We start from the raw sequence: 22344 nt of genomic DNA on the forward strand, positions 1-22344 counted from the left end.
GCTCAGAACCTCTCCGGGTGTACGAGCGCGAGGACGAGGTGGACCAGCAGGGAGACGGCCACGACCAGGCCGGCGATGTTCTCCGCGATCACAGCTTCGTCACCCCCCTCGCGATGAGAGCCACCAGCGCGAAAAGCGCGACCGTGGTGACGACGAAGGCCAGATCGGCCATCGTGAGCTCCTGTATGAAGTGGACGAGTGGGACGCGGCCGGTGCGGCCGAGCAAGAGCAAACCGCAGGAGAAGTCCCGTGTTGCACGCTGTTGACGGGCTCCATACGGACGTCGCGGATTTCTTGACGCGGTGCGTACGCGGAACCGGACGGGCCTTTCATATGTCGGCCGTGCGCTGCTCACGACGTCCCGACTGCGGAAAATGGCCGACCGATTCACGGCGCGCCGACAGCCGGTGGTGCGCCGCCGTCCGTCACCGTCGGGAGCCGGTCAGGCGCACACCGCCGTCCTCACCGCCGCGGAGAGCGGCAGCCGAGCAGTGGCGCTGCGTGGTGCCTCTGACGGGTATCGGCCTGCGGCCTCGCAAGCGGTGCGCTTCGCGCGACCAGAGAGGCTGAACCTAGGTGAGTCGCATATTTGCCTAAGCCTCCTAGGCAGGCGCATAATCGAACCCCCCGAAGGATATGGTGGCCATGGCACGAGCAGGACTGACCGCAGAACGCCTTACGCAGGCGGGAGCCGAGCTGGCCGACGAGGTCGGCTTCGACAAGGTGACCGTCGCGGCACTCGCCCGGCAGTTCGGCGTCAAGGACGCGAGTCTCTACTCGCATCTGAAGAACTCCCAGGACCTCAGGACGAGGATCGCGCTCCTGGCCCTGGCCGAACTCGCCGACCGCGTCGCCGCGGCTCTGGCCGGGCGGGCGGGCAAGGACGCACTGGAGGCGTTCGCGAACGCCTACCGCGACTACGCCCGGGAGCACCCGGGCCGCTACGCCGCGGCGCAGCTCAGGCTCGACCCGGAAGCGGCCGCGGCTGGCGCCGGCGTCAGGCACGCCCAGATGACGCGGGCGATCCTGCGGGGCTACGACCTGACGGAACCGGACCAGACGCACGCGGTCAGGCTGCTGGGCAGCGTCTTCCACGGCTACATCAGCCTGGAGTCGGGCGGAAGCTTCAGCCACAGTGCCCCCGGCACGCAGGAGACCTGGTCACGGGTCCTGGACGCTCTCGACGCCCTGCTGCGGAACTGGCCCGAATCCTGACCCGCCCGCTCGGCACCTCCCGCCCGGAAGCAGACACGCACACCAGGAAAGGCAGCTGGAAATGAGCGTCCGGACCCAGTTGACGACCATCCCCCTCACCGAAGACCTCGTGCGCGGCGCTCTGGAGCTGGAGCGCACCGAGCACGGTCTGCTGCCGCACCGGCTGCCGGCCCGTGCCCGCGCCCAGAACACCGACGGCCCGTTGGCCATGGCGGAGGTGCAGCCCTCCGGCGTACGGCTCGTCCTGCGTACGCGGGCGACGGTCGTGGAGCTGGACACCCTGCCCACCAAGCGGGTGTACACGGGCGCCCCGCCCCGTCCGGACGGGATCTACGACCTGCTGGTCGACGGCCGCCCCGCAGGCCAGGCCGGCGCCACCGGTGGGAACACCCTGACCATCGACCTGGCCACCGGATCCTCACAGGTCCGGCCGGGACCGGCCGGCACGCTCCGCTTCAGCGGTCTGTCCGCCGCATCGAAGGACGTCGAGATCTGGCTGCCGCACAACGAGACCACCGAGCTGATCGCCCTGCGCGCCGATGCCCCCGTCGAGCCGGTCCCGGACCGGGGGCGCAAGGTGTGGCTGCACCACGGCAGTTCGATCAGCCATGGTTCCGACGCCGCGAGCCCCACCACCACCTGGCCCGCGCTGGCCGCCGCCCTCGGCGGTGTGGAGCTGACCAACCTGGGGTTCGCCGGCAGCGCCCTGCTCGATCCGTTCACCGCCCGTACCCTGCGTGACACCCCTGCCGACCGGATCAGCGTCAAGATCGGAATCAACCTGGTCAACGCCGATCTGATGCGGATGCGCGCCTTCACCCCGGCCGTCCACGGCTTTCTCGACACGATCCGAGAAGGCCACCCCACCACACCGCTGGTGGTCGTCTCGCCCATCCTGTGCCCCATCCACGAGAACACACCGGGCCCCAGCGCACCGGACCACAGCGCGCTGAGCGTGGGAAAGCTGAACTTCCGGGCCGGGGGCGACCCCGCGGAAACAGCTGCCGGGAAGCTCACCCTGAGCACCATCAGGGGGGAACTCGCCCGCATAGTCGAGCAGCGGGCGGCCGAGGACCCGCACCTGTACCACCTCGACGGCCGTGCACTCTACGGTGAGCAGGACGCCGCTGAACTGCCGCTTCCAGACGCCCTGCACCCGGACGCCGCCACGCACCGCCGCACCGGCGAACGCTTCGCGCAGCTGGCCTTCCACCCGGGAGGCCCGCTCGCCGTCACGGACGCCTGAACCCGCGAGCAGGCCCGAGACCGACGGTGTCCTCCCGCACCGACCTGACGGTGCCGGCGCTCCCCGCGCTCGCCCGTGCGGGGCGGACGCCGCCGGAGCTGAGCCAAACGGCTGTGACGGGGCGGGGGCGGTTGAGAGAGGTGACACACACGGGCATCCTTGAACAAAGGTCGCATATGTGTGTTCGTGGGCGACCTGTCTAGGCGGTGAGGACGAGTGATGGGCCCATGAACATGGACGAGCAGGGTCGTGCGGGCCCGGCTGCGGGTGAGCCCACGCCGTCGGCTGACAGTGCCGGAGGAGCCGTCCGCGTACCGTCCGACGAGGTGCGCTGCCAGATTTTGGAGCAGCTGCCGGTGCCTGTGGCCTACTTCGGCCGGGACCAGGTGCTCGCCATGGCCAATCGGGCGGCGGCCGACGCGGTCGACAGGACCGAGGCGTCGCTGATCGGACTGTTGCCCGGGGAGATCGAGCCCGGGCAGCTCCTGGAGGGTGGAAAAGGGCTGTCCGACGCCATTCGCCGGGTGCTGAGGACCGGTGTGGGCGAGCCGTACGAGACGCACCTCAGGCTGGACGGCGGCGAGCACATCTGGCAGGCGGCGATGTCGCCCGTACGCGACGCCGCCGGTGAGGTCCAGGGCGTGTCCGTCGTGACACTGGACACGACGGAACAGTTCTGGGCACGGCAACGCCTGGCAGTGCTGAACAAGGCCAGCATGCGCATCGGCAGTACCCTCGATGTGGGCCGCACCGCCGAGGAGCTGGTCGAGCTCGGCGTCGAGGACTTCGCCGATTTCGTGACCGTCGACCTGTTGTCCGAGGTGATGGCGGGCGACGAGGCGCGGTCCGTGCTGCACCGGGACAGGATCGCCTTCCACCGGGTGGCCCAACGGTCGGTGCAGGAAGGCTATGCCGAATCGGTCGTCCCGCTCGGAGGGATCCATCACTACGACGGGAACTCCGTGGTGGGCCGTGCTCTGATCGCCGGAGAGCCGTCGCGTCACACGGTCGACGAAGAGGCCCTGCTGCGGTGGACGGCCGAGAAACCGACGCGTGGGCGGCGCATGCGTGTCAACAAGGTGCATTCGGTGCTGCTCGTCCCGCTGCGGGCTAGAGGTATCACACTCGGCATCGTGATCTTCGCCCGCCATCGGACGCCCAGGGGATTCAGCGGCGCGGATCTGCAACTGGCCGCCGAGCTGGTCTCGCGCGCCGCCGTCTGCGTGGACAACGCCCGGCGCTACACCCGTGAAAGGGCCACGGCACTCGCCCTGCAGCGCAGTCTGCTGCCCCGCAGGGCCGCCCGTCAGAAGGCGGTCGAGGTCACCGCGCGCTACCTTCCGAACACCAACGGCGCCGGCATCGGAGGTGACTGGTTCGACGTCATCCCGCTCTCCGGCGCCCGGGTCGCCCTGGTCGTCGGAGACGTCGTCGGCCACGGTCTCCACGCGTCGGCCACCATGGGCAGGCTCCGCACCGCCGTGCGGACCCTCTCCGACGTCGACCTCGCCCCGGAGGAACTGCTCACCCAGCTCGACGACCTGGTGCTCGCCCTGGACCGCGAGGAACCGGCGGACAGTGCCGTCGGCGCGACCGTCGCCGGCGCCACCTGTCTGTACGCCGTGTACGACCCGACGGCAGGATGCTGCACGCTGGCCAGGGCCGGCCATCCGGAGCCGATGCTGATCCGCCCCGACGGCACCGTCGAACAACTGGCCCTGCCCGCCGGGCCCCCGCTCGGAGTGGGGGGCCTGACCTTCGAAGCGGTCGAGTACGAACTGCCCGAGGGCAGCCGGCTGGCCCTCTACACGGACGGACTGATCGAGACGGCGGGCAGGGACATCGACACCGCGCTCGCCGAGCTGCGCGAGCTGCTCGGCCGCCCCGCCAACTCCCTCGAGGAGAGCTGCGACACCGTCATGGACACGATGGTCCCCGAGCAGCAGGGCGACGACGTCGCCCTGCTGCTGGCCCGTACCCGTCGTCTGGACGCGAACCACTACGCCTCGTGGGACCTGGCCGCGGATCCGGCCGTCGTGGCGACCGCCCGCAAACGCGCCTCCGCCCAACTGCTGGAGTGGGGGCTGGGCGACGCCGTGTTCACCACCGAACTGGTCGTCAGCGAGCTGGTCACCAACGCCATCCGCTACGGCGGCGATCCGATCCGTCTCCGCCTCATCCGGGGCACCGCGCTCGTCTGCGAGGTCTTCGACGGCAGCAGCACCGCCCCCCATCTGCGCCGCGCCCGGATCTACGACGAAGGCGGGCGTGGCCTGCTGCTCGTCGCGAGTCTCACCGAACGCTGGGGCACCCGTTACACCGGCACGGGTAAGACCATCTGGGCGGAACAGCCGTTGCCGGGCACGGACGAGGCGAACCTGGTGTGAAACCGGTCCGAGGTTCAAGGTGAGCGGTCAGCCGGCCGACAACTCAGGTATGTCGCACGCACACACACGCCGCACCGTCCTGGCGGGTGGCGCCCTGCTGGGCGCCGGCGCGCTCCTCGGTGCCGCAGCCCCCGCAGGCGCCACCGACGAGCCCGTCACCGAACGCCGACTGGACGAACGACTGATTGATCTCACCTTCGACTCCACGGCCCTGGGCGGCCGGAGCACCGTGGCCCTGCTGACACCACGGGGCTGGGACCGGCGCCGGCCCGGAGACCGCTGGCCCACGCTCTACCTGCTGGCGGGCGGAGACGGCGACCACACCACCTGGACGACCCTGTTCAGGGTGCAGGATCTCACCGAGCTGCGCGATGTCCTGGTGGTCATGCCGGCCATGCCGCTGTTCGGCTTCTGGACGGACTGGTGGAACCACGGCACGGCCGGTCCTCCCCGGGTACGCACGTACTTCCTCCGCGAAGTCGTGCCCCTGGTGGAGCGGGACTACGGCGCCGGGCCGAACCGGGCTGTGGCGGGGGAGTCCCAGGGAGGCTTCGGCGCCCTCGGAATCGCGTCCCGGGTCGCGGGGCTGTTCGGTGCCGTCGCCGCTTTCGGAGCACCCGTGCATCCGGTCAGGCACCCGGAGATGTGGCTCTCCGGAGCGAAGTTCGTCGGAGTGGACGGATACGCGATCTTCGGCGACCCGTGGAAACAGTGGAAGACCTGGATCGACTGGGACCCGTACCACCATGCCGCGGGACTGCGTCACACTCCCGTCCATCTGGCCTCGGGCGACGGGAAGCCCGGCCCGCTCGACGGAGACGAACCAGACCCCCACATCCCCGGCACCGAGAAGTGGGTCGCGCTCGCCGACGACGGTGTCGTGTCCGTCACCGAAGCCGTCTGCGGCGAGGAGACGCGGATGCTCGGCGACCGGCTCACCTCCCTCGGCGCGCCCGTCACCACGCACTTCTACGCGGGCGGACACAGCGGGACGTACGGGTACAGGGAACTGCGCCGCGCGCTGCCGATGCTGACGGCGGCCCTGCGCCGGTGACACCCGGACCGTCCGGCCGGCGGGTCCCGGCGCAGGGAGCCGCCGGCCGGACGGATCAGGCCGCCGGGGCCGGGTAGGTCGGGTACTCGACGCCGGAGACGTGCTGGACGACCCGGACGACCTGCGAGGAGTAGCCGAACTCGTTGTCGTACCAGAGGTAGAGAATCGCGTTGTCGCCCTCGACCTTGGTGGCGCCCGCGTCGACGATCGAGGCGTGGCGCGAACCGATGAAGTCGCTGGAAACCGCGTCGGGAGCGGTGATGAAGTCGATCTGGCGCCTGAGCGGCGAGGTCAGCGACACGTTGCGGAGGTAGTCGAGGACTTCCTCGCGGTTGGTGCCGCGCGCCAGCTGCAGGTTGAGGATCGCGATCGAGACGTCCGGCACCGGGACGCGGATCGAGCTGCCGGTGATCTTCGCCTCGAGGTCGGGCAGTGCCTTGGTGACCGCGGAGGCGGCACCTGTCTCGGTGATGACCATGTTGAGCGGCGCCGAGCGGCCACGGCGGTCCGAGTTGTGGTAATTGTCCAACAGGTTCTGGTCGTTGGTGAACGAGTGGACGGTCTCCACGTGGCCGCGCAGTACGCCGTACTCGTCCGCCATCGCCTTCAGCGGTGGGACGATCGCGTTGGTGGTGCAGGAGGCACAGGAGATGATCTGCTCGCCCGGCTTGATGGTGTCGTGGTTGACGCCGTGCACGATGTTGGGGACATCGCCCTTGCCGGGCGCCGTCAGGACGACCTTCGCGATGCCGGGCCGAAGGTGCCTGGACAGCCCCTCGCGGTCGCGCCAGCGGCCCGTGTTGTCGATGAGGATGGCGTCCTTGATGCCGTGCGCCGTGTAGTCGACCGACGTCGGGTCGTCGGAGTAGATCACCTGGATCTCGTTGCCGTTGGCGATGATCCTGCTGTTCGCCTCGTCGACGGTGATCGTGCCCTGGAACTGGCCGTGGATGGAGTCGCGGCGCAGCAGCGAGGCGCGCTTCACGAGGTCCTGGCCGGCGCCCTGACGTACGACGACGGCGCGCAGCCGCAGGCCGTTGCCGGAGCCGGTCTTCTCGATGAGCAGGCGCGCCAGGAGGCGGCCGATGCGGCCGAAACCGTAGAGGACCACGTCACGCGCTTCGCGGCGCTCCGTCTTGTTGGCTCCGGTGGCGCCTGCCACGGCCTCCGCGGTGAAGTCCTCCACCGACAGACCGCGGTCGTCGGCCCGGTGCGTCGCGGCGAGCATGCCGAGGTCGATCTGCGACGGGCCGAGGTCGAGCGCGGTGAGGGCGTGCAGGAACGGCAGGGTCTCGGTGACCGAGAGCTCCTCGCCGGCTATCTGCCGTGCGAACCGGTGGGTCTTGAGGATGCTGACCACCGACTTGTTCACCAGGGAGCGGCTGTGGAGCAGGATCGTGACGTCCCGTTCCCGGTGCAGCTTCCCGATGATCGGGATCATCGACTCCGCGATCTCCTCGCGGGTCTTCCAATTGGTGAACGAGTCCTCGGTGGCAGTCACAAGTCCATCTTTCGAGCTAGGCGGTGCTCATATGTTAACCGCACTCGATTTTGACCAGGCAAGCGGTTCGGCGTCCTGGTTCCGGAGGGGTGACCAGCCGAGGCGGCGCCGGCGGCGGCCGGGGAGCCATCGGGCTCGGGCCGGTCAGATGAGGCGATCGGCTTCGTCGAGCAGGTAGCGGCGCTCGACCTGGTTGCCGGTCAGAGCGGCCGCCTCCCGGTACAGCGTCGCCGCACCGGACGCGTCACCGGTCATCTGCAACAGGTGGGCGCGCACCGCGCGTTCCCTCTGCCGGGTAAGGGGGGCCTGATCCAGTCCGTGGCGCCGGTTGAGGTCGTCCAACAGCGCCATCCCCCGGGCCGGCCCGAAAGCCTGGGCGACCGCGACCACCCGGCTCAGCCGCACCGGCGCGGTCGGGGTGAGTCGTTCGAGCCAGAGGTACAGCATCGCGATCTGCGGCCAGTCCGTCCGCTCCGGCGCCGCGGCTGCCGCGTGCAGGGCCGCGACGGCCGCCTGCAGCTGGTACGGGCCGATCGCGCGCCGGCTCCAGACGCCGTCGACCAACTGGGTGCCCTCGTGGATCAGAGCGCGATCCCAGCGTGTGCGGTCCTGCTCGTCCAGCGGCACCAGGGCGCCGTCGACGTCCAGGCGGGCCGCGCGCCGCGACTCGGTGAGCAGCATCAGCGCCAGCAGGCCGGTCACCTCGGCGTCGTCCGGCGCGGTCTCGCCGAGCACCCGGGTCAGCCGGATCGCCTCGTCGGTCAGACAGATGCGGGCGAGTTCGTCACCGGCGGAGGCCGTGTAGCCCTCGTTGAAGATCAGATAGAGCACCCGCATGACGGTGGCCATGCGGGTGTCCCGGTCGGCGGCGGTCGGTGCGGTGAAGCGGGCCCCGGCGCGGACCAACTGCTGTTTGGCGCGGCTGATCCGCGTCCCCAGGGTGGTCTCCGCCGTGCCGTAGGCGTGCGCGATCTCGGCGGTCGTCAGACCGCCGACCGCGCGCAGGGTGAGCGCCACCTGGGAGGCGGGGCTCAGCGCGGGGTGACAGCAGAGCAGCAGCAGGGTGAGGCTGTCGTCGGTCTCCTGCGCGGGTCCCCCCTGGCGGGCCGGTTCCCGCATGGCCAGTTCGGCCATGCCGACTTCCTGCTCACGTCGGCGACGCGCCTGCTCGGAGCGGAGCAGATCGACCATCCGCCGGTAGCCGATCCGGATCAGCCAGCTGCGCGGATTCTCGGGCACGCCTTCGGCCGGCCATGTCCGGCTCGCGGCGAGCAGTGCCTCCTGCACCGCGTCCTCGGCGACGTCGAAGCGGCCGAAGCGCCGTACCAACGCGCCGAGCACCTGCGGCGCTTCAGCGCGGAGCAAGGGCTCGAGGTCCGTGGTCGTGTCCGGTCCTTCGTTCACCGGTCGAAGTGGTCCGCTGTCCGTGCCGGGCCTCGTGGAGGACACCCGGTCATGCTGTGAAGTCCTCTCCCATGATCGGCCGCACCTCGATCGGTTCGCCCAGTACCTCCACGATCCGCGAGGCGATCTCCACGGCCCGCTCCCGGCCGGTCACATCGATGACGGCGAAGCTGGCCAGGACCTCCTTGAGTTCGGCGAACGGGCCGTCGGTCGCCGTCACGCCGTCCGGGGTCCGGTTCACCGTGGTGCTGACCGCAGGGTGGCCCAGGCCCTCGGTGCCGACGAGCTCTCCGGACTCGAGCAGTTCCTTCTCGAACCTCTGGTACGCGGCGAACGCGGCCAGCGCCTCCTCTGTCGGGGTATCGGCGGTCGCGGCGTCCCAGGCGGCGGCTGAGGTGTATCCGAGCAGCAAGTACTTCACGGGGTCTGTTCTCCGATCATGCTTGGCGATGGCAGGGAAGGCCGGCGCGTGCGGCGGACGACGGTGGTGGCGGCCGTCCTTCAGTCTCCCTGACGGGGTCCCACCGGGTACCTCGTGGCCGTGGCTGAGATCTCGACACCCCCTTCATGTGACGTGTGTCACTCAACAGGTGTGTCGAGAAGGGGCTGACGGATTCGAGGTAGCCGCTGAACCCACCTAGGGCGTGTTTCGAAAGTCCCGCCTGCCTGGCGACGCCTGGCACGCACGCTCGCCGCGTTGTCGGGATCACCCCGATACATCCAGTATCGGGGCGACCCTCCGCCTTGCGATCGCACGCACCAGACGCCGCCAGGCCCGCCCTTCGGGCGGACGGCGCTACTTTCGAAACACGCCCTAGGAGGACGAGATGACCGAGACCAACCGACCGAGCGCCGAACTGAAGGCCCTGGACCGCCTGGTCGGCACCTGGGCGGTGACCGGCGGCGCCGAGGGGACCGTGCGGTACGCCTGGATGCCCGGCCGGTTCTTCCTCAGCCAGCACGTCGAACTCACCCAGTTCGGGGAGCCGGTCAACGGCCTGGAAGTCATCGGGAACCTGCGCCCGTTCGGCGAGCCGGCCGGCGCGGACGTGGTGTCGCGCTACTACGACTCGAACGGCAACACCTTCGACTACGTCTACGAACTGACCGGCGACACGCTCATCATCTGGGCCGGGGCGAAGGGAAGCCCGGCCTACTACGAGGGCACCTTCAGTGCCGACGGCACCAGTGTGACCGGTGACTGGGTCTACCCGGGCGGGGGCGGCTACAGGTCGACCATGACAAGGATGTGAATTCGGCCCGCAGCAGGCCGGGACGGCGGCCCGGTCCGCTTAGTCTTGCCACCTATGAGCACCCTGCGGACCATCCATGACGTGCCTGTTCTGTTGTGCACCACCGAGGGGGAGATCGTCCGGGGTGAACGCGAGGCCTTGGATCTCATCGGTGACGCGGGCTACCAGGGCGCCCGTTGGGTCGTCGTTCCGGTCGAACGTCTCGGCGAGGACTTCTTCCAGCTGGAAACCCGTGTCGCGGGAGACATCGTCCAGAAATTCGTCCAGTACCGCATGGGGCTGGTCGTACTCGGCGATGTCTCCCGCCATACCGCGGGCAGTTCGGCGCTCCGGGACTTCGTCCGGGAGTGCAACCGGGGGAGTCAGACGTGGTTCGTCGCCGATGCGGGCGAGCTGAACGAGCGGCTGAAGGCCTGAAGGCCTGAAGGGTCGGGGCGGCTACCGAGCCGTTCCGGCCCGCTCCTGGTCGGCGTCGAGGATCGAGACCTCCAGCTTGCGCAGCAGCCGCGCGAGTTGCCGGCGCTCGGAGGGGAGCGGTGGCGTCGGCCGCTCCATCCTCTGAGGAGACACCATGCGCCACGACAACGGAGGCGATCTCCTCGTCACCGTCCTGCGCGAACTCGGCATCGCACCGTCTTCGGCAGCGTCCACAACCTGCCGCTCGTCGAGGCCGTCGACTGCGCCGGCGACGGCGGTGCCACCGGTCACCCACCAGCGGCACCGCAGGACGGGGTGCACGCCCACCTCACCGGGAGGGGCGGGCTCCAGTGTGCCGACGGGCGCCCGGATGCGTGTCGTGCCCGCCACCCTGCTCCGTTTCGGCCGGTTCGGTGACGACGTGGCCGATGCCCGCCCGCTCCCGTTCGAGGTGGGCGTGCACCCGGTGCAGGAGGGAGGCGAACCGGTCACGCTCCTCGTGGGTCAGCGGAGTGAGGAGCTCTGCCTCGGCAGCGGACACATCGGAGTTGAGCCGCGCCAGGGCACGCCCGCCCGCAGGGGTCAGGGTGACCTCGATGCGGCGGCGGTCGGAGGGGTCGCGGGCACATTTCACGTAGCCGGCCGCGTCCAGGTCGGTGACCGTCCTGGTCAGATCACTCTGGTTCATGTCCAGTCGCGCGGCGAGGTCTCCTTTGGACAGCGGTCCGGCCTCGTCCAGCATGGCCAGGATGGTCAGGTGCCACAGCCGCAGTCCGTGAGCCGTCAGCGTGTCCGTGAGCCTGCGGCGTGCGGCTTTGCCCGTCGCGTACATGAGATAGGCGTTGAGATCAAGCACGCTGGAGGGCGTCGCGCCCCCGGCTCGGGATGAGTTCACCGCGGCCGGGGGGCTCGGCTGTTGCATGGTTCTTCCTTACGTGGCGACGGCGGACGGCCGGACGTCAGGGCCGGCCTGTGAGGTAGCCGCCCATCGAGGTGAAGTACTCGGTCGCGGGCATCTCCTCACCCTCCTCCGTACGCACCCGGGTGATGGCCAGACCGCGGTTGCGGCCGGTCCTGGCATCCGCCCCGGCGACGATCACCACGCCGTCGCCCTCGCGGTAGAAGATGCGGCCGGGGGTGCCGCCGTAGCGCCCCTCCGAGACGGCCGCCGTCACGATCTCCAGACGCTTGCCCCGGTGATGGGTGAACGCGCTGGGATAAGGAGCGGACTGGGCGCGTACCAGACGTTCGAGGTCCTCGGCCGGCCAGTTCCAGTCGACGCGGATGTCCTCGTCCGACCGCTTGTGGAAGAAGGTGGCCTGGGACCGGTCCTGCGCGGTGAAGTCCGTACGTCCCGAGGCGATGAGGTCCAACGCGTCCGTGACGACGGGGGCGATGAGGTCGACGGTCTTGTGGAACAGGTCCGTGGCCGTGTCGGCGGGCCCGACCTCCACCGCGCGCTGCACCACGATGTCGCCGGCGTCGAGCTCGGCGTCCATCAGGTGCGCGGTCACACCCACCTCGCGCTCCCCGTTGATCAGCGCCCAGATCAGGGGCGAGAAGCCCGCGTACTTCGGCAGCAGCGAGTCGTGCACGTTCAGCGTGCCGTGCCGGGGGAGGCCGTAGATGTGCGGGGGGATCCACGTACGCCAGTTGTTGGCCACGATGATGTCCGGATCCGCCTCCTTGAGGCGAGCGAGCAACTCCTCGTCGTCGGGCCGACTGCGGATCAGGACGGGCACGCCGTTCTCCTCGGCGAGATCGGCGACCGAGTCGCTCCAGATCTTCTCGTACGCGTGCTCGCTCCTGGGATGCGTCACCACCGACGCCACGTCATGGCCGGCGTCCAGGAGAGCCCGCAGGGTCCGGTGCCCCCACGTCTGATAGCCGAACATGACAACCCGCATGGATTTCTCCTCGGAACGACAACAGAAGATTCTTAGTAAAGCAAGCCTAACCTAAGCGTTCAATAGGTAACCCGGCAAGTCGAGTTGACGGCAACTGGCCGGAGTTCACCCGCCCGCCCTGTCGACAGCGCGACGTGATGAGGTTAGCTTTACCTAAGTTGCTACTCGGCTGCCGCTCCGTCGGTGTGCCCTGTTCCGTTGTCCCCATGTCCGCCAAGCGGCTGCCCCCCGCACGATGGGAGTCCCATGTCACAGCCTTCACCCGACGACGCGCCACTGGTCCACGACCTCATAGGAATCGGCTTCGGACCGTCCAACGTGGCCATGGCGATCGCGCTCACCGAGCGCAACGCACGCGTCGGCAGGCAGCAGGCCGTCACCGCTCACTTCTTCGAGAAGCAGCCGCGATTCGGCTGGCACCGCGGGATGCTGATCGACGACGCCACGATGCAGGTCTCCTTCCTCAAGGACCTGGTGACGCTGCGGAACCCGTCGAGCGAATACAGCTTCCTCTGCTACCTGCAGAGCCAGGGGCGCCTGGTCGACTTCGTCAACGGCAAGAGCCTCTTCCCGCTGCGCGTCGAGTTCCATGACTACTTCGAGTGGGCCGCCGCCAAGGTGGACGACATGGTGTCCTACGGGCACGAGGTCATCGCCGTCCGGCCCGTCGTGTGTGACGGAGTCGTGGAGTACGTGGACGTGACCGCGCGATCGGGATCGGAGGTCGTGGTGCACCGGGCGCGTAACCTCGTGATCGGTACGGGCCTGCGACCCCAGATGCCCGAGGGCGTCGAGCGAACGGACCGGATCTGGCACACCTCCGACCTGCTGGCCAAGGTGGAAGGCCTGGACGGGGCCGGGTCCCCGACCCGCTTCGTCGTCGTCGGTGCCGGTCAGAGCGCCGCGGAGAACGTGGCGTATCTGCATCGTCGTTTCCCCGAGGCCGAGGTCTGCGCGGTCTTCTCCCGCTACGGCTACAGCCCCGCCGACGACAGCGGTTTCGCCAACCGGATCTTCGATCCGGACGCGGTCGACGAGTACTACACGGCTCCGGACGAGACCAAGCGCAAACTGATGGGTTATCACGGCAACACCAACTATGCCGTGGTGGACATCGACCTCATCGACGACCTCTACCGCACGGCCTACCAGGAGAAGGTGCTCGGCAAGGAGCGACTGCGGTTCCTCAACGTCTCCCGGGTGGTCGACGCCATCGAGACGCCGGACACGGTCAGCACCACGGTCGAATCGCTGGTCACCGGGGAACGGACGACGCTGGACGCCGATGTGGTCGTCTACGCCACCGGCTACCGGTCGGCCGACTCCCTCGGCCTCCTCGGCGAGATCGGACAGTACTGCCGGCTCGACGACCAGGGGCGTGTCCGCGTCGAGCGCGACTACCGCGTGGCGACCGATCCCGGACTCAGGTGTGGTGTCTATCTGCAAGGCGGCACGGAGCACACCCACGGCATCACCTCGTCCCTGCTGTCGAACACCGCGATCAGGGTCGGCGAGATCCTCGACTCGATCGTGGAACGCGGACCGAGCAACGCGGCCGGGCCGGCTCACGACGCCGTCGGCGAGATCAGCGCACCCCTCTGACGCGCGCGGCCTGGCCCGCCGACACCGTCAGCGGGCCAGGGCCGGGTCCCGGTCAGCCGGGAACACGCCGCCGGCCGCCCCTGGCCGCTGCCACCAGCTCGGGAAGCGTCGCCAGCTTGACCCGGGGGCGGCCGTCGCGGCGCCCCAGGGCCAGTTCGGCACGCTCGATCTCCGCCAGGCCGCGGGCGTCCACGGTCCTCGGGTTCCGGCGGCGCACGAGACGCTGGAACGCTTTCGCCCCGTGCTCCGGCGCGGCCAGCGTGCCGGCCACCGCGTCGTCCAGCAGCGTGCCCACGGTCTCCGCGGCGCAGGTCCGGTTGGCCCCGATGCCACCCGAGGGGCCGCGCTTGATCCATCCCACGACGTACGCCCCCGGCAGGCCCGTCACCCGGCCGCCCTCGTGCGGAACGGTTCCCGTCGCCTCGTCGAACGGCAGCCCGGGAATCGGCAGTCCGCGCCGGCCGACGGCCCGTAGCAGCAGCCCGGCCGGGATCTCCCGTTCGTCGTCGCCGCCGGTCACCCGCACGGCGCGGATGCCGCCGTCACCGAGGACCTCCACCGGTGCGGAGTGGAAACGGAACACGATGCGGCGCCCGGCCGGCGGCGGGGACGCCCAGTCCACCGTCTCCCGGGTGGCTCCCCGCAACAGCGCGGCCCTGTCGCCCGGGCCCGCGGCGTCGATCGCCGCCCCGGTCCGAGGATCGTGGTCGTCGACGACCAACTCCACGCCGGTCAGATGCGTGAGCGCGAGCAGTTCGGACCGGGTGTACGCCGCGTCCTCGGGCCCTCGCCGCCCCAGCAGCACCACCTCGCGTACCGAACCGGCGCGCAGCGCCTCCAGCGCGTGGCCGGCGATGTCGCCGGTGGCCAGCGCATCGGGGTCCGAGACCAGGATCCGTGCCGCGTCGAGGGCCACATTGCCGTTGCCGACCACGACGACCCGCTCCGAGGACAGGCCGACGGCGTCCTGGGCGACCTCGGGGTGGGCGTTGTACCAGGAGACGAACGTCGTCGCGCAGATACTGCCGGCCAGGTCCTCGCCGGGAATCCCCAGCCGGCGGCCGGCCGGGGCGCCGACGGCGTAGATCACCGCGTCGTGATGCGCGGCGAGTTCCTCCGGCGTGATGTCCCGGCCCACCTCCAGGCCGAGGTGCATGCGCACCCTCGGGTGGGTGTGGAATCTCGCGAACGTGTCGCCGGCCTTCTTCGTCGACAGGTGATCGGGCGCCACACCGTAGCGGATGAGCCCGCCCGCGACGGGCAGCCGGTCGAGAAGCGTCACCTCGGCGCTGGTGTGCAGCAGCAGGTCCTCGGCGGCGTACATCCCGGCCGGCCCGGTGCCCACCACCGCGACCCGGATCGGCGCGAAGTCCGACGGCAGGCCGCGCTCGAAGGAAGGCTCCCCCCACACGTGGAAGTTCGGCCCCTCGGGTACGTCCTGACCGGACCCCTTGTCCGCGAAGTACGCCGCGTTGAGCGGACCGTACTCCTGTTGTGCGGCAGGCAGGCGGTCCAGCGGGAAGACCGCCTCCACCGGGCAGGCGTCGGCGCAGGCGCCGCAGTCGATACAGGACTTCGGGTCGATGTACAGCATCTCGGTCCGGCCGAAGTCCGGTTCCTCCGGCGTCGGATGGATGCAGTTGACAGGGCACACCGAGACACAGGTGGCGTCGCTGCAGCACGTCTGGGTGATGGCGTAGGTCATCTCGTCCGCTCAGATCAGATGGGCGCGCTTGTAGAACACCAGGGCGGGCTTGGTGAGCAGGCGGGCCGATGCCAGGAAGTCCATCAGGCCCGAACAGCTCGAGCGCATCATCGACTTGTGGTGCTCGTTGGCCTTGGCCTCGCCGAGCGCACGCTTCCCGTCGAGTCCGGCGTTGGCGTAGACGTCCTTGTTCACCATGCTCGTGACGATGACGTACGAGGCGACGGCGATGACGAGTGCGTTGATGTGCCGTCGCACCAAGCCCGCACCGCTCAGGTGCTTGCGGGTCTCCGCGCGGGCGAACTTCATGTGCCGGGACTCCTCGACGACATGGATGTTGTTGATGGTGCGGACGAAGGGGACGACCCGCTCGTCCCTCATCCAGTCGCGCTGCATGACGTCGAGGACCTCCTCGGCGACGAGGATCGCCGCGTAGGCCGCCTCGCCGAACGCCAGCGTCTTGAACGCCCGCCCCAGTTCCACCGCGAGCCGATGCGGCCGGTAGGGCGGGGCGCCCAGCTTCTGCGCGCCCCGGGCGAACATGATCGAGTGGCGGCACTCCTCGGCTATCTCGGTCAGGGCCCACTGCACGTCCGCGCTCGTGGGGTCCTTCGCGTAGACGTCGCGCAGGACCATCTGCTGCAGGATCATCTCGAACCAGATACCGGTGCTGGCCACCGAAGCGGCTTCCTGGCGCGTCAGTTCCCTGCGCTGTTCCTCGGTCAGCTCGCCCCAGTACGCGGTGCCGTACAGGGTGCTCCACTCCGGGCTCGCACCGTGGAACTCCTTGTCCAGGGGCGTGTCCCAGTCGACCTCCGTGGCGGGATCGTACGCCAGCGTGGCGGCCGATTCGAGCAGGCGGCGTGTGAGGTGGTCCTCGGGCGGACGGTCCTCGGCATCCGGTCGGACAGTGCTGCTTGCCATGGTGCGGCTCCTCGGTCGGTCGGTGATGTCCTTGGTGTTCCACACGGTTGATCGTGACGAGGCGTCATATGCGTTCGTTCGGCCGGAGGGGGTGGCCGCCCGCCCCGCTTATTAGACGGAAGGTATAGCAAGGATGCCGGGTGGGCCTACCCTCCAGTAAGAAATGTGAGCGCATCCTCGCGATATCTCCTCGCGTACCCCCGTGTGTGCGGCGCGCTGTCGGGTCGAGGGGATGAGGCCGACACTCCGTTCGTGATGTCGAACATTGTTCGCAATTTCAGCGCGAGTCATTGACGCCGCGTTTTCCCGCGCCTACGGTCCCGTCCGAAGTGGCGGCCATGCGTCGAAATATCGAACGTACGGCCTTCCCTTCACGCGTCCCCGCACCCTGAGACGAGCCGAGACGAGCCGCCATGCAACCACCCCTGTTCAGCCGGCGCCGAGCCCTCGCGGGCGGTGCCGGCGTCCTGGCCGCCGCCGGAGCCCTGGGCTCCCTGTCAGGCTGCGCCGCACCGGCCACCGCCGCGGGTCCGGGACAGACCCTGCTGCGGTACTGGCATCTGTTCGGCGGCGGCGACGGCGTCAACATGCGGGGGATGCTGGACGACTTCCGGGCCGCGCACCCGGACATCGCCCTGGAGTCCTCGACCCTGCAGTGGGGAGCCCCGTACTACACCAAGCTCGGTATGGCCGGCGCGGGCGGCCGGGCGCCCGAGATCGCCGCCCTGCACCTCGCCCGGCTCGCGGGCTTCGCACCCGGCCGGCTCCTCGACCCGTTCGACCTCGACCTGCTGGCTGAACACGGCGTGCGGGAGGCGGACTTCCCGCCGGACATCTGGCGCAGGGGCCAGGTGGACGGCAAGCAGTACGCCGTTCCGCTGGACACCCACCCCTTCGTCCTCTACTACCAGACCGAGGTCTGTGAGAAAGCCGGACTGATGTCGGGCGGCCGGCTGGAGACGATCAACGGCGCGGACGCGTTCGCCGACGCGCTGCGCGCCGCGAAGAAGGCGACCGGACAGCCGGGGCTGGTGGTCGAGACGCTCGGGCCCGACTGCATCACCCCCTGGCGTCTCTTCTCCACCTTCTACGCGCAGACCGGCGGCACGGTGCTCTCCGCGGACGGCAAGCGCCTCGCGCTCGACGACGCCAAGGCGCTGCGGGTACTGGAGTACCTGGCCCGGCTCATCGAGGAGGGGCTGATGGTGCGCCGCGTCGACTACGCGGGGTCCGTCGGCGTCTTCAACGGCGGGAAGACCGCCTTCCACCTCAACGGCGAATGGGAGATCTCCACCTTCAAGGCCACGGGACTCCCGTTCTCCATGACCCGCATACCCGCGCTCTTCGGGACCGCTGCCGCACAGGCCGACTGCCACGCCTTCGTCCTGCCGCACCAGAACGACCGGGGCGGCGCCACGAACGAGGCGGCCCACGTCCTCGCCGCGTGGATGCTGCGGAACTCCGTGGCCTGGGCGGAGGGCGGGCACGTGCCCGCCTACCTGCCGGTGCTCGACGACCCGGCCTACCTCGCCCTGCAGCCGCAGTCCGCATACCGCTCGGTGATCGACGACGTGGCGCTGGACGAACCCGCGTGGTTCGCCGGCTCCGCCTCCCGGATGTGGATCGAGCTCGGCGCCGTGTTCTCCGGTGTCCTCACCGGCTCCCGTAGCCCGCGCAACGCCCTGACCGAGGCCAAGTCCCGGCTGCGGACACTCCTCGACACCCGCAACCCCCTCCCGGGAGCCGCGTCATGACCCCCACCACCGCGGCGGCGCCGGCACCCGTGGCGAAGTCCGCGGAGGGCGCGGCCGGGCGTCCGGCCCGTGGCGTGCGCAGGAAGTGGACCGAACACGGCCTGGTGTTCATCGCGCCCTTCCTCCTGGTGTACGCCGCCTTCCTGGTCTGGCCGCTGATATCCGGCCTCGGCATGAGTCTCACCAGCGAGAACATCACCGGCACGGGAGGAGAGTTCGTCGGCCTCGACAACTACGCCGAGGCGGTGCGCGACCCCGACGTGTGGTCCTCGCTGTGGAACACCGTGTGGTTCACGGTCCTGTCCACCGTCCCCCTCGTCGTCGTCGGACTCGTGCTGGCACTGCTCGCCCACCAGCTGAGGGTGGTGCAATGGCTGTGGCGGCTCAGCTGGTTCGCTCCCTTCCTGCTGCCGTCCGGCGTCGTCTGCCTGCTGTTCATGAACATGATCCTGCCGTCCGATTTCGGTCTCGCCGACCAGATGCTCGCCTCCGTCGGCCTGACGCCGGAGATCGGCTGGCTGACCGACGAGCGGTACGCCATGCTCAGCATCGTGGCGACCACCGTCTGGTGGACCGTCGGATTCAACTTCCTGCTGTACCTCGCCGCCCTCCAGGCCATCCCCGCGCACCTGTACGAGGCTGCCGAACTGGACGGCGCCGGCGCCGGGAAGCGGCTCCTGCACATCACCCTGCCGATGCTCCGCCGCACCACCGGCGTGGTCGTGGTCCTCCAGGTGCTGGCCTCGCTGAAGATCTTCGACCAGGTCTACATCATGACCGGCGGCGGTCCCGACGAGTCCACCCGGCCGATCCTCCAGTACGTCTACCAGCAGGGCTTCACGGGTTACCGCATCGGCTACGCCTCGGCCGTCTCGTACATCTTCTTCGCCCTGATCCTGACCGTCTCCCTGGTGCAGCCGCTGCTGTCCCGGCGCCGAGCTGAGGAGGCCGCGAAGTGAGCGGTTCCACCACCGTCACCACCCGCACCGCCCCACGGCGGGAGCGGCCCGCCGACGCCGGAGGCCGCCGCCCGCGCTGGACGCCCGGCAGGATCGTCCTGCTCGTCATCGCCCTGCTCCTCACCGCGGCCTGGCTGCTGCCGCTCGCCTGGGCGGTCGCCACCTCCCTGAAGCCGGAGGGCGACACGACGAAGACGCCGCTCTCCTGGATCGGCTCGCGCGTCACCTTCGACGCGTACAGCAAGGTCTGGGAGTCGGGCGACCTGATGGTCTGGCTGATGAACTCGGCGTACATCTCCGTCATGACCACCCTGCTGACCGTCGTGACGTGTGCGATGGCCGCGTACGGTTTCACCCGCACCGACTTCCGCGGCCGGAGGCTGCTCTACGGGCTGGTGCTCGCCGGCATCATGGTGCCCCCGCAGGTGCTCATCGCCCCCCTGTTCCGCGAGATGGTCCAGCTCGGACTCGTCGACACCTACTGGGGGGTGATCCTCCCTCAGGTAGCCGTACCCGCCATGGTGTTCATCCTGGTGAAGTTCTTCGAAGGTGTGCCCCGGGAGCTGGAGGAAGCGGCCTTCGTCGACGGCGCGGGACGCTGGCGGGTGTTCTGGACGATCGTCATCCCGCTGTCCCGGCCCGTGCTGGCAGCCGTCGCGATCTTCACCTTCATCTCCACCTGGAACAACTTCCTGTGGCCGTTCCTCGTCACCACCGACCCGGGCGGCATGACCCTGCCCGTCGGCCTCGTCAACGTCCAGTCGACCTTCGGGGTGCGGTACGCCCAGATCATGGCCTCGCTCGTGATCGCCGGGATGCCGCTCCTGATCGTCTTCGCCTTCTTCCAGCGGCAGATCGTGCGCGGTATCGCGCACACCGGCCTCTCCGGCCAGTAGAGGCACCAGCACCTGACGGCCCGTACGGATGGCATGGGCATCCGTACGGGCCGTCAGGCGATACCCGGGCCCCGCGTGACGAGCAGTGCCACATCGGCCGCCGCCACCGCGACCGCTCCGGCGAGGGCAGCCTTGCGCCAGGCCCGCGCCGGCCGTGGACCGGCACACGCCGTCGCCACAGCCACCGCGCAGAGCGTGCCCCCGGAGAGAACGACGACGTCCCGCCCGCCGGGCACCCCCGTGGGCCCCATGACCAGCACGGCGGTGGAGGCCACCAGGGGAAGGGGCAGCAGAAGCCGGGTACGGGCAGGGCCCAGCCGCTGGGGCAGCCCTCGGACGCCCGCCCGCAGATCCGCCTCGATGTCCGGCAGCACATCGGCCAGATGAGCCGCAACGCCGAGCAGCGCACCCGCCGCCACCGCCCACCACGCGGGCCACGGATTCCCCGGCAGGCTCAGGGCGACCAGACACGGAAGGCTGCCGAAGCCGATCGCGTACGGCAGCCAGGACAGCACCGTCTCCTTGAGCCGCAGGTTGTACGCCCACGCCGCCGCCACCCCGGTCAGATGCGCCGCACCCGCCGCCCCACCGCACGCGAAGGACAGCACCACGCACAGGAACAACGCGGTGAACGCCGCACCCCACACCACGCCCGGCCGCACCGCGCCCCGGGCCACCGGCTTCCCCGGGCGCGCGGCCTCGGCGTCGCGGCGGGCGTCGAACGCGTCGTTGCACCAGCCCACCGAGAGCTGCCCGGTCAGCACGGCCCCGGCGACCAGCGCTCGACGGCCCCCTCCCGGACCCGAGCTGACGGCCAGGGCGACGGCGAGCACGGTCACCGCCGCGACGGGTCCCGGATGGCAGGACAGCACCAGCCCAGCCGGCCGGAGCGGCGGGCGCGGGCCGGGGGCGTGTGACCGTGGCCGTTCCGTGGTGTCCACGGGGTGATCGTAAGGACACCAGCACGTGCGGACACGGCAGCCGCGTGTCGCATGTGCACGGAATCGCCCGGTTATGTGGGCAGGATGGAGCCATGATCTCTCCGAAACGGTGGGCAGGGTGACCCGGATCGCGGCTGTGCACGGAGTCCTGCCGCCGCGCCGCCACCCCCAGCGGGCCGTCACCGACATGGTGGCGCGCACCTGCCTGCACGCGGGGGCCGACCGCCGTGTGCTGGACCGGATCCACGCGAACGCGGGCGTACGCACCCGGAACATGGTGCTGCCTTTGGAGCGCTACGAGGAACTGGACGGATTCGGGGCGGCGAACGACGAGTTCATCCGCGCAGCCGTCGACCTCGGTGCCGAAGCCGTTCGTGGCGCCCTGCACAAGGCCGGGCTGGCCCCGGCCGACGTGGACCTGCTGCTGTTCACCTCGGTCACGGGGATCGCCGCGCCCTCCATCGACGCGCGGCTCGTCGGACGTCTCGGTCTGCGCCCCGACGTGAAGCGGCTGCCCGTGTTCGGGCTGGGCTGTGTCGCCGGAGCCGCCGGAGTGGCACGGCTGCACGACTACCTGCTCGGCCGGCCCGGACAGGTGGCCGTGCTGCTCTCGGTCGAACTCTGCTCCCTGACCTTCCAGCGGGACGACGCGAGCCCCGCCAACCTGGTCGCCACCGCGCTGTTCGGCGACGGAGCCGCGGCAGCGGTCCTGATCGGCGGCGGGCACAGGACGCAGGCGGACGGCCCCGAGGTGGTGGACACCCGAAGCCGCCTGTACCCGGACACCGGCCACGTCATGGGCTGGGACGTGCGGGGCTCCGGCTTCACCGTGGTGCTGGACCCGGCCGTCCCCGATGTCGTACGCCGGTATCTGGCCGAGGACGTCGGCGGCTTCCTGGAACAGCACGGGCTGAAACCCAAGGACATCGCCCGCTGGGTGTGCCACCCCGGCGGGCCCAAGGTCCTGGAAGCAGTCACCGACGTCCTGTCCCTGCCCGAGGGCGCCCTCGACATCACCTGGCGTTCGCTGGCCGAGGTCGGCAACCTGTCGTCGTCCTCGGTCCTCCAAGTCCTGCGGGACACGATGGAGCACCGGCGGCCCGAACCCGGCGCGCCCGGTCTCATGATGGCCATGGGCCCCGGCTTCTGCTGCGAACTGGTGCTGCTGCGCTGGTAGTC

General features: G+C 70.0%; 21 protein-coding genes. 11 read left to right on the top strand and 10 right to left on the bottom strand.

Annotation, left to right across the window (positions count from 1 at the left end; all coding sequences use genetic code 11):
- Positions 1-2 precede the first annotated feature (2 nt).
- The gene (kdpF, locus tag ACFYSH_RS13615) at positions 3-92 is read right to left on the bottom strand and encodes a K(+)-transporting ATPase subunit F (RefSeq protein WP_359474191.1); all 90 of its coding nucleotides are present in this window, start codon (positions 90-92) and stop codon (positions 3-5) included.
- The gene (locus ACFYSH_RS13620) at positions 89-226 is read right to left on the bottom strand and encodes a hypothetical protein (protein ID WP_359474194.1); all 138 of its coding nucleotides are present in this window, start codon (positions 224-226) and stop codon (positions 89-91) included. Before ACFYSH_RS13620 ends, kdpF begins: the two co-directional genes overlap by 4 nt.
- A 419-nt stretch (positions 227-645) precedes the next feature.
- On the opposite strand from ACFYSH_RS13620, the gene ACFYSH_RS13625 reads away from it, so the two are divergent.
- From ACFYSH_RS13625 to ACFYSH_RS13640, 4 genes are all read left to right on the top strand, one after another.
- Positions 646-1215, top strand: a complete 570-nt coding sequence (locus tag ACFYSH_RS13625; protein ID WP_359474197.1) for a TetR/AcrR family transcriptional regulator — start codon at positions 646-648, stop codon at positions 1213-1215.
- Between the two features lie 61 nt (positions 1216-1276).
- Entirely contained in the window at positions 1277-2461 is a 1185-nt protein-coding gene (locus ACFYSH_RS13630; RefSeq protein WP_388752408.1) for a GDSL-type esterase/lipase family protein, read from the top strand.
- 227 nt (positions 2462-2688) lie between these two features.
- Entirely contained in the window at positions 2689-4848 is a 2160-nt protein-coding gene (locus tag ACFYSH_RS13635) for a SpoIIE family protein phosphatase (protein ID WP_359474203.1), read from the top strand.
- A 49-nt stretch (positions 4849-4897) separates the two neighbouring features.
- Complete coding sequence (locus ACFYSH_RS13640; RefSeq protein ID WP_359474206.1) at positions 4898-5902, top strand: alpha/beta hydrolase-fold protein; 1005 nt, start codon at positions 4898-4900, stop codon at positions 5900-5902.
- 55 nt (positions 5903-5957) lie between these two features.
- Here the strand turns inward: ACFYSH_RS13640 and ACFYSH_RS13645 are convergent, their stop codons facing one another.
- From ACFYSH_RS13645 to ACFYSH_RS13655, 3 genes are all read right to left on the bottom strand, one after another.
- Positions 5958-7403, bottom strand: coding sequence for a glyceraldehyde-3-phosphate dehydrogenase (locus ACFYSH_RS13645; RefSeq protein WP_359474209.1), 1446 nt, complete (start codon positions 7401-7403; stop codon positions 5958-5960).
- Positions 7404-7547: 144 nt separating this feature from the next.
- Entirely contained in the window at positions 7548-8807 is a 1260-nt protein-coding gene (locus tag ACFYSH_RS13650) for an RNA polymerase sigma factor (protein ID WP_388752413.1), read from the bottom strand.
- 49 nt (positions 8808-8856) lie between these two features.
- Complete coding sequence (locus ACFYSH_RS13655; RefSeq protein WP_359474214.1) at positions 8857-9228, bottom strand: YciI family protein; 372 nt, start codon at positions 9226-9228, stop codon at positions 8857-8859.
- A gap of 406 nt (positions 9229-9634) precedes the next feature.
- Here ACFYSH_RS13655 and ACFYSH_RS13660 point away from each other — a divergent pair, with 406 nt between their 5' ends.
- Positions 9635-10060: a hypothetical protein gene (locus tag ACFYSH_RS13660; RefSeq protein ID WP_388752416.1), complete on the top strand. Its 426-nt coding sequence runs from the start codon at positions 9635-9637 to the stop codon at positions 10058-10060.
- A gap of 54 nt (positions 10061-10114) precedes the next feature.
- Positions 10115-10477 (top strand): DUF4180 domain-containing protein, encoded by a 363-nt coding sequence (locus ACFYSH_RS13665; protein WP_359468298.1) that lies wholly within the window; start codon positions 10115-10117, stop codon positions 10475-10477.
- Between the two features lie 328 nt (positions 10478-10805).
- Here ACFYSH_RS13665 and ACFYSH_RS13670 read toward each other — a convergent pair whose 3' ends face one another.
- Positions 10806-11399, bottom strand: a complete 594-nt coding sequence (locus ACFYSH_RS13670) for a MarR family winged helix-turn-helix transcriptional regulator (RefSeq protein WP_359468301.1) — start codon at positions 11397-11399, stop codon at positions 10806-10808.
- A 37-nt stretch (positions 11400-11436) separates the two neighbouring features.
- Positions 11437-12384: a methionyl-tRNA formyltransferase gene (locus ACFYSH_RS13675; protein ID WP_359468305.1), complete on the bottom strand. Its 948-nt coding sequence runs from the start codon at positions 12382-12384 to the stop codon at positions 11437-11439.
- 246 nt (positions 12385-12630) lie between these two features.
- On the opposite strand from ACFYSH_RS13675, the gene ACFYSH_RS13680 reads away from it, so the two are divergent.
- Positions 12631-13986 (top strand): lysine N(6)-hydroxylase/L-ornithine N(5)-oxygenase family protein, encoded by a 1356-nt coding sequence (locus ACFYSH_RS13680; RefSeq protein WP_359468308.1) that lies wholly within the window; start codon positions 12631-12633, stop codon positions 13984-13986.
- 52 nt (positions 13987-14038) lie between these two features.
- Here ACFYSH_RS13680 and ACFYSH_RS13685 read toward each other — a convergent pair whose 3' ends face one another.
- Complete coding sequence (locus tag ACFYSH_RS13685) at positions 14039-15691, bottom strand: FAD-dependent oxidoreductase (RefSeq protein WP_388752421.1); 1653 nt, start codon at positions 15689-15691, stop codon at positions 14039-14041.
- 9 nt (positions 15692-15700) lie between these two features.
- Complete coding sequence (locus tag ACFYSH_RS13690) at positions 15701-16615, bottom strand: diiron oxygenase (protein WP_359468314.1); 915 nt, start codon at positions 16613-16615, stop codon at positions 15701-15703.
- Positions 16616-17028: 413 nt separating this feature from the next.
- Here ACFYSH_RS13690 and ACFYSH_RS13695 point away from each other — a divergent pair, with 413 nt between their 5' ends.
- The 3 genes from ACFYSH_RS13695 to ACFYSH_RS13705 are packed head-to-tail and all read left to right on the top strand — an operon-like array spanning position 17029 to position 20224.
- Entirely contained in the window at positions 17029-18369 is a 1341-nt protein-coding gene (locus ACFYSH_RS13695) for an extracellular solute-binding protein (protein ID WP_388752424.1), read from the top strand.
- Positions 18366-19328: a carbohydrate ABC transporter permease gene (locus tag ACFYSH_RS13700; protein ID WP_388752427.1), complete on the top strand. Its 963-nt coding sequence runs from the start codon at positions 18366-18368 to the stop codon at positions 19326-19328. Before ACFYSH_RS13695 ends, ACFYSH_RS13700 begins: the two co-directional genes overlap by 4 nt.
- Positions 19325-20224 carry a carbohydrate ABC transporter permease gene (locus tag ACFYSH_RS13705; RefSeq protein WP_359468324.1) on the top strand — a complete coding sequence of 300 codons (900 nt, stop codon included), beginning with the start codon at positions 19325-19327 and terminating at the stop codon, positions 20222-20224. Before ACFYSH_RS13700 ends, ACFYSH_RS13705 begins: the two co-directional genes overlap by 4 nt.
- Before the next feature lie 53 nt (positions 20225-20277).
- Here the strand turns inward: ACFYSH_RS13705 and ACFYSH_RS13710 are convergent, their stop codons facing one another.
- Positions 20278-21165, bottom strand: coding sequence for a UbiA family prenyltransferase (locus ACFYSH_RS13710; protein ID WP_388752430.1), 888 nt, complete (start codon positions 21163-21165; stop codon positions 20278-20280).
- A gap of 118 nt (positions 21166-21283) precedes the next feature.
- On the opposite strand from ACFYSH_RS13710, the gene ACFYSH_RS13715 reads away from it, so the two are divergent.
- Complete coding sequence (locus tag ACFYSH_RS13715; protein WP_388752433.1) at positions 21284-22342, top strand: type III polyketide synthase; 1059 nt, start codon at positions 21284-21286, stop codon at positions 22340-22342.
- Positions 22343-22344 lie beyond the last annotated feature (2 nt).

This window comes from Streptomyces sp. NPDC005791, assembly GCF_042871485.1.
In the GTDB taxonomy this organism is placed as follows: Bacteria; Actinomycetota; Actinomycetes; order Streptomycetales; family Streptomycetaceae; genus Streptomyces.